7 protein-coding genes and 1 pseudogene are annotated in these 6,750 nt (G+C 38.0%); 2 read left to right on the top strand and 6 right to left on the bottom strand.

Annotated elements, in window-relative coordinates; all coding sequences use genetic code 11:
* The 4 genes from ACEW80_RS30660 to ACEW80_RS30645 all read right to left on the bottom strand — a co-directional run.
* A partial coding sequence (locus ACEW80_RS30660) for a hypothetical protein (protein WP_373530223.1) occupies window positions 1-208 on the bottom strand: 208 nt, incomplete at its 3' end.
* 105 nt (window positions 209-313) lie between these two features.
* Window positions 314-598: a helix-turn-helix domain-containing protein gene (locus ACEW80_RS30655; RefSeq protein ID WP_373530222.1), complete on the bottom strand. Its 285-nt coding sequence runs from the start codon at window positions 596-598 to the stop codon at window positions 314-316.
* Window positions 591-902 (bottom strand): hypothetical protein, encoded by a 312-nt coding sequence (locus tag ACEW80_RS30650; protein ID WP_373530221.1) that lies wholly within the window; start codon window positions 900-902, stop codon window positions 591-593. The genes ACEW80_RS30655 and ACEW80_RS30650 overlap by 8 nt, the downstream gene beginning before the upstream one ends.
* Window positions 903-1,156: 254 nt before the next feature.
* Window positions 1,157-1,453: a hypothetical protein gene (locus ACEW80_RS30645; protein ID WP_373530220.1), complete on the bottom strand. Its 297-nt coding sequence runs from the start codon at window positions 1,451-1,453 to the stop codon at window positions 1,157-1,159.
* 320 nt (window positions 1,454-1,773) lie between these two features.
* Here ACEW80_RS30645 and ACEW80_RS30640 point away from each other — a divergent pair, with 320 nt between their 5' ends.
* Window positions 1,774-1,905, top strand: a complete 132-nt coding sequence (locus ACEW80_RS30640) for a hypothetical protein (RefSeq protein WP_373530219.1) — start codon at window positions 1,774-1,776, stop codon at window positions 1,903-1,905.
* A gap of 193 nt (window positions 1,906-2,098) precedes the next feature.
* Here ACEW80_RS30640 and ACEW80_RS30635 read toward each other — a convergent pair whose 3' ends face one another.
* Window positions 2,099-4,750 (bottom strand): hypothetical protein, encoded by a 2,652-nt coding sequence (locus ACEW80_RS30635; protein ID WP_373530218.1) that lies wholly within the window; start codon window positions 4,748-4,750, stop codon window positions 2,099-2,101.
* Window positions 4,751-4,755: 5 nt separating this feature from the next.
* Window positions 4,756-5,220: a hypothetical protein gene (locus ACEW80_RS30630; RefSeq protein ID WP_373530217.1), complete on the bottom strand. Its 465-nt coding sequence runs from the start codon at window positions 5,218-5,220 to the stop codon at window positions 4,756-4,758.
* A 398-nt stretch (window positions 5,221-5,618) separates the two neighbouring features.
* Here ACEW80_RS30630 and ACEW80_RS30625 point away from each other — a divergent pair.
* Window positions 5,619-6,634 (top strand): annotated as a pseudogene (locus ACEW80_RS30625) (transposase).
* Window positions 6,635-6,750: the final 116 nt, after the last annotated feature.

Genomic DNA, 6,750 nt, shown 5'->3' with positions numbered 1-6,750 from the left:
TGCCATGACGAGTTTGAGCAGTTTGCAAGCACAGAAATCCTAAGTCAAAAGCATCCAAGCAAATATCCTCGTATTCTGACTGGGGAAATTGTTGTAAGTAGCTGATGGCATTTTTGAGAGGGATTGCCATGCGATGAATCAATACATGGTTTTCTGTCAATTCAATAGTGGAGGGCAGGTAATAAGAGTCATTGGTGGAGCGGTTCATGGAACAGTGGGTAGGCTGGTGACGATAAATTGCACCCTACTACCTATTTTTTATGTCAGTCAAGGTAATTGAGAAAAGTTTTGTCAATTTGCAAAAACTGAAGAATTAATTTGGTGGTGGAGAATTATGCCATTCTTCCAACAGAGGGTTAATTACTTCGGCGTTGGTGAAAAGAAAATCAGCCACAGCCATAATTCTCTGGTAAGGTAATCCAGCTTCTCGGCGGCTGGCTTGTCCACCCAACCAGTGATAAGCCGTAGATTTAGAGATGGCGCAGATTTTTGCTAATTCTTTGTAATCTAATCCCCAACGATAGCTAAAGTCTTGGGGAGACATGAACATTTGGTTGTGCAGTTCTAGCAACTGCTGATGTTGTTGCGCTTCAGACATGATTGCTCTGAAGCCTTTGCAATAATGAGTTATCCAGGGGTTCGATATCTTCCTCGAAAGCGAAGTCACAGCTACAGGTGTCACGAGAGGGGCTGCGCTCATCTAGAAGAACCAAGTAATGTAAGCCAGTGGAAATGCAAGTGGCTTGTTGGGTGTATATGACTCCAATGACACGACCAAAATCGCCATTGGGTATTTGAAACCATCGCACCCATTCACCGAGATGAAATCTCTGCTGGGGTAACTCGTTAGGAACTATCTCTGGTAGTGCTACTGGCGGAATTTGGGGGAAGATATCAAGCATAAAAATCTACTTAGTTGCAGATTAACCAAGAACAGTAAAGATCAGGAATAATTCCGTTTTGTAAACAGAAAGTTTCCAGCACAGTGAACAATAGTTCCCGATGTCAAGGTTAAGACCTCACTGTTTTCCTTTGAATCACCAAACCAAATCCCCTCAACTTGGTTGCAAGTCAATACCGGAGTTGGTTGTTGTGCTTAATCATAGTTTACTCGCTTCTAATGGTAAAATTACCTGCATACACGAAAATTTATGATTTATTTGTGTTTCTTGTAGGGTGCTACTGCTGATACCTGTTCTAAAAGCTCTGTAATTGTCGGTTGAATTACCTCTAGTTTGATGGCTATAAGGTTAATAGTGTGAGCAACTTCAAGAATTTGTAGCACTGTATCTGGTCGTTTCTCAAATTGAGAACCCCAGTTTTTATCGATTGTTTGGTACGAGTAGACCCCAAAAGTTGCTTGTGTGAGCGATCGCACGCACGCGGCTCTATACCCTCTTTTTTCTGGCTTTGGGTTTTTAACGTACAAACGGCAGTATTCTAGTGGTTCCATTGACGGTTTCTTCTGATTACGTCAATTAATGATTTTGTCGCCTGTAGTACCATAAATAATACCCATTATAAATGGTAATTATCTAAACTCATTTTCGTTAGCTATTTAGACCTGATACCCGCTTCTACAAGGCTTATTTTTCGGACGGAAAATCAATACAGCAGAAGCCCACGGCTTACCCCTCTTCTGTCACTCTCCGGGAGGGCAATCTCTAGAAGCTTTATCAGTCAATCAATACAAGCTATCCTATTACAAAAACTTGGTTATTGTAGTTTAAAATTCCAGCGTTGTGGATAGATGGACATTGCCAGAGGTGTTTTATGAGATTTACAGAAATGGAAAATTACCAAAAATTTCAGGACTTACGCAACTGTCACAAGCAATGGCGCGGTGTAGACGCGCCGCGCGCCAAACAACTAGGGGATAAACATGGCAACATCCAGACTTTTTAGTTGCTGAACTAAATAATTTGACAATAATCCATGTTTAATTTGATAAATTGTTTGACTACTTTTATAAGCTAAAGTTTTGAGTCGAAGCCAGACTAAAATGGTGATTTAGAAAGAGCCACAAAACTTGCTGCTCTTAGAAGCGGGGGACTTAAACCCCCAAAATTAGTTAGATGCGCCAATCTTCGTGCAATATTTATCTAATGAATAACCAGAGCAATAATATTATTAGCAATACACCACAAAAAATTACGAAACTAGGATTCTTAGCTATTCGAATTGCTAATTTCAAAAGATTTGCAATAATTTCTAACTTCTTATCTGAAAGACCAGTTAACTTCTTTAATACAAAGTCCATTGTAGATTGAGAAGAGGAATCCTGTTTCAATGCCTCGGGTAAGATTCCAGCAATCACCTGTCTATAATAATGCCATTCACGAATAAGGGGTTTATAGTAATCCCTTCTAAATGCAAAATACTGAATCCCTTTGAAGAAAATAGTTAACCAAGGAACGATCTGCTCCACATAAAAATCTTGTAAAGAAGTTTTAGTAGGTGGAGTGTTATGTTTAATATCCTGAGAAGATATATCTGCATCAAGATTGTTTAATATTCTATCTTTCTCCTGTTCTTCATCTTTATCTAACTGATTTGCAAAAGAAACTAAAGAACGTGTTGCAATTTGTTGAGCAACAGGATTACGAGCATTTTTTATCCAATCATACATTGCTTCCTCAATTGGAGTTTGAGGGCGTTGCTCATTTGTCCAAATTTGGTATTTATAAGGGTAAGAAGTACTACCTATCTTCAGAAATTTCTTAGAACTCCAATAGTCCCCGCCTGATAAATTGATGCGCTGCTCAAAGTAAATTTCAGCTAAAGTTTTGACAATATCTCCACGTTCATTTTCCTTTACTTCACCTACTAAAGATTGAAGTTGAGGCTCAATTGCGTCAAAGTGTAGACGTGCTTGACGGCCAATAGCGAACAGGATCGCCTCACGTACAAAAGGGTGTTTCTCTCTTTGGATAATTGCGTGTAAACGTTCAAAAATATCTTTAGGAGTAAGTTGATTAATATCCTCTACAGATTCTATCTCTCCATAAGTTCGCGCAACAGTTGCAAGCAAAGTTTCTCGGGAGGTAATTTTCGATATATCTATGTATTCAGGGAGATTTTGTAACCCTTCTTCCGTCCACTTCTCCAGAATTTCTCGTGTTTCTTCCGATTTTATTGTATAAGCAAGTGCCAGACTTCTAGCAACTGCTTTATTGAATTTAACGATTGAATTTTCTGAACTAGAATAACTTACTTGTTTTTGTATTGTATCGTGTAACCACTTGCTTAATTGTCTTAAATGTATTTGCAATACTCTTGGAAGAGTATTGTTGATAAATGCATCCCGAACGACATTGCTATTATCATTGGCTAACTTTTTCAATAACTCATATAGTTCCTCAGAGAGTCCTTCTGAACCTAACATTCCAAGTGGTGGATCGTAAAGCGCAGCATAACTAACAGTTAGTGCTACTGTAACTTTTATATAATCTTCTGCTTTTGAACTCTCATTACTTTCTTCATTACGTCCTTTCAAGATAGCGTCAACCTGTTCGATAATACGCCTGGCTTGAATTAAATCTAACCATGTATGAAGCGTGTTAAAAAGTTGTTGATCTAGACCATAATCAGGATCGCGCCATCGTGCCATTGCATAGGCGGCTGTGGACTGAACAGAAGTATTTTTATTTGCAGATAGTTGCAGTAGAGTTGTTTGAATTGAGCTTTCTGAAATTGAGCCAATATCGCTTATAGTCTCAGCAATTGCTGTACGAATCTCTCTACACTTGGTTTCACTACCGTATAGCTCTGGATTCGCCAAGCGTCCTCCTACAGACTTTGTTACAATATCTACCATCACTGGTAATGCTGATAAAATTTGCCTGCGATCGCTATTCCAAGCCACCTTAAACAACGTTCGACGCTGTTTGGAAAAACGAATTGCAATTTTAGTTCCCTGGTATTTTGTCTCAGTAAAGTTGAAAAAATTGTGAAGGTTCTCTAAATCGCAGTAGTCAAGTGCGCGAAGCGAAGCATCCCGTCGTTGCCAAACATTCTCGACTATTTCTTCTAAAGCAGCAAAAAATTGATCGTCAAATAGCCCATCAAAAAAACTTAATCCTAATGCAAGTAGTCGTTCACGCGATCCAAGTTTTTGGTGATACCAATTACTAAGAGCGTCTTCTTGAGATAGTGTATTAATTAGTTCTTCACAGTCAGCAACGCTTTCGCGTGATAGTTCATACCAAAACTTTCTTATACTCTCGGGTTGTCTCCAAGCAGCAAAGGTTATATCTGTACTTATTACAACATAGTGCTCCCTTAAAACTGCGGCTCTCTGAATTCGTGCCAGATCGTAACCAACGTTTTGCGGTGTAACCTGAGTCAGTATAAAAACTGTAGTTTTTTCTGTATTTTGAAGTTCTATATCGATACTTTGTGGATCGGAACTGCGATGCCATTCTTTTGTTATTATTTCCTCACCACGACTGAAACTTAATTCTTCGATTAGACAAGATACAGTGTGTTTGGCTAAGGATTCTTTATCAACATCAGAACTTCCCGCTAGAACTAAAAATCTTTGCTTAGTAATTCTTGCAATCAACTGTGATGTAATTTTTGGGCTTGTAAAATTTGAAGATTTATATCGCTCAAGGGATGGCTCAAAGAAGTCAGGTTTTTGCTGCACTACAGTTTGATAACCGATCTGATTAATATCTCCTTCAAAATTGAAATCTCTACCAACTTCAACATCTTTGAAGGCAGTCTGCTGCACATTGTTATCACTCATGTTCTTTAACTCTCCTGAGTTAAGTTTCCATCAAATTTAACATCTTTACTAACTTCTAAATCAGCACCCATCACTTGCTCGATAGTTCCACCTTTGCTGGCTTTCTGAATCATGTCCCCTTTGACTTCGAGGTTGGTTGCCTTGATATTACTTACCATTACATGACGGGTAACACCTGCCTGCTCAAGTTGCTTAACTAGCTCCTCTATCTTCCTGGCAAAAATTTCATCATCACTCATCTGTGTTATTATTTCTGCTTCTACTATTGCAATGTTGGATTCCGTTGGCTGCTTTTCTGCGCGCGTGAGCAAGCCTGCTGTGCCTGATTCCTGAAATCTTTGACGAATAGTAGTTATCAACTGAGCAACTCGATCGGATGCACTTTTTCCTAGTGCTTTTCCCCCTTCTTTAAGAGCTTCACTAAAAATGAGTTTTACAATTGTGGTTGCAATTGCTGTTATAGGTTCCATATCAAAATCAGCTTTTCTAAAAGGCTGCTAGCTAGAGCATATCATATCATCTTCTAATTCAATTATTTTATGTTGCAGATTTGTGGCTAATTAAGGGTTAAAATTATGTTTTTAAGATGTTGATTTTTACCAGCAACAAATTATTGTCTGCGATTGTCCAGGAATAGAAAGCCGGGTAAAATGTTGCCTCTGAGTATTGCTAAAGAATTAAAATCGGATTTAAACAGGACTTACGCAACTGGCACAGCGCGATCGCATTTATATAGTATTTACGTACTACATAAAAGTGGCATAGCCAAAGAGAATTGATGAAATTAGTAACAGTAATCGGCTGTGTTAAGTATTCTTCAAATCATGAGAAAATTAGTTGAGGGTGGATAAAATAAATTCTGTAGTTTATGAGATTTACTAAACTTAACTATTGCCAGTACCTATTAAGTAGTCAGATTAATTATACTCTGACAAATTTGGCGGAGCATTTAGACCAGATAAGTCATGATACAATCAACCGTTATTTAAAGAGCGAAAAATTAACACCTCGGATTCTTTGGGATAATGTGAAAGATTTAATAGAAATAAATGATAATGCCTACTTGGTTTTTGATGACACAGTAATTGATAAGCGATACGCTATTGAAATCGAGCCAAGTAGACGGCAATATAGTGGCAATGAGCATGGTGTAATTCAAGGGATTGGGCTAATAAATTGTGTATATGTAAATCATGAAATCGGAAAATTTTGGGTAGTTGATTATCGCATTTATGACCCAGATACAGATGGAAAAACAAAGATAGACCATGTGATAGAAATGCTGCAAAACCTTGTATATCATAAGGTTTTGCAGCATTTCAAGCTGTCTTGATGGACACTTGGTATGCGACAAATAAATTGATGTTATATATTGATGGATTAGGAAAATATTATTATTGTCCTCTGAAACGTAATCGACTTGTTGATGATACAGCAGGTGAAGAAGATTATCAAAAAATTGAATTGTTATCTTGGAATGAAGAGGAGTTGAAATCAGGTAAAATAGTTAAAATAAAAAAGTTTCCTCAAGCTAAAAAAGTGAAACTGTTCCGGCTAATTGTCTCCACCGACAAAACGGATTTTATCGCTACAAACGATTTATCTCAAGATTCTACGGACGTTGTGCAAAAAGTGTGTAAGGTTCGATGGAAGGTTGAGGAGTTTCACCGAGAATTAAAACAATTGACTGGCATTGAATCATGTCAATGTCGTAAGGGTCGTATTCAAAGAAATCATATTGCCTGCGCTATTTTAGTTTGGCTTAGGCTCAAAGATTTAGCTTATAAAACTGGTCAAACAATCTATCAAATTAAGCATGGATTGTTATCAAATTATTTAGTTCAGCAACTCAAACGTCCGGCTGTTCCCATGTTTATCCTGTAGTTGTTTGGCGCGCGGCGCGGTGTAACCGCGCCATTGCTTGTGACAGTTGCGTAAGTCCTGAATTTGTAGAAGTTTGATACATTCTTTCAACTTTGTCTAAATACGATCGCTCTTAT

Origin of the sequence: Nostoc sp., from assembly GCF_041747015.1 — a bacterium.
Lineage (GTDB): Bacteria > Cyanobacteriota > Cyanobacteriia > Cyanobacteriales > Nostocaceae > Nostoc.
The sequence above is the reverse complement of the archived record's forward strand: the minus strand, read 5'-3'. Positions and strand labels throughout refer to the sequence as shown.

Excerpts from the sequence above, each read along its gene's own strand:
- ACEW80_RS30645 (WP_373530220.1), bottom strand. The coding sequence starts at position 1,453 with ATGGAACCACTAGAATACTGCCGTTTGTACGTTAAAAACCCAAAGCCA.
- ACEW80_RS30630 (WP_373530217.1), bottom strand. The coding sequence starts at position 5,220 with ATGGAACCTATAACAGCAATTGCAACCACAATTGTAAAACTCATTTTT.
- ACEW80_RS30655 (WP_373530222.1), bottom strand. The coding sequence starts at position 598 with ATGTCTGAAGCGCAACAACATCAGCAGTTGCTAGAACTGCACAACCAA.
- ACEW80_RS30635 (WP_373530218.1), bottom strand. The coding sequence starts at position 4,750 with ATGAGTGATAACAATGTGCAGCAGACTGCCTTCAAAGATGTTGAAGTT.
- ACEW80_RS30640 (WP_373530219.1), top strand. The coding sequence starts at position 1,774 with ATGAGATTTACAGAAATGGAAAATTACCAAAAATTTCAGGACTTACGC.
- ACEW80_RS30650 (WP_373530221.1), bottom strand. The coding sequence starts at position 902 with ATGCTTGATATCTTCCCCCAAATTCCGCCAGTAGCACTACCAGAGATA.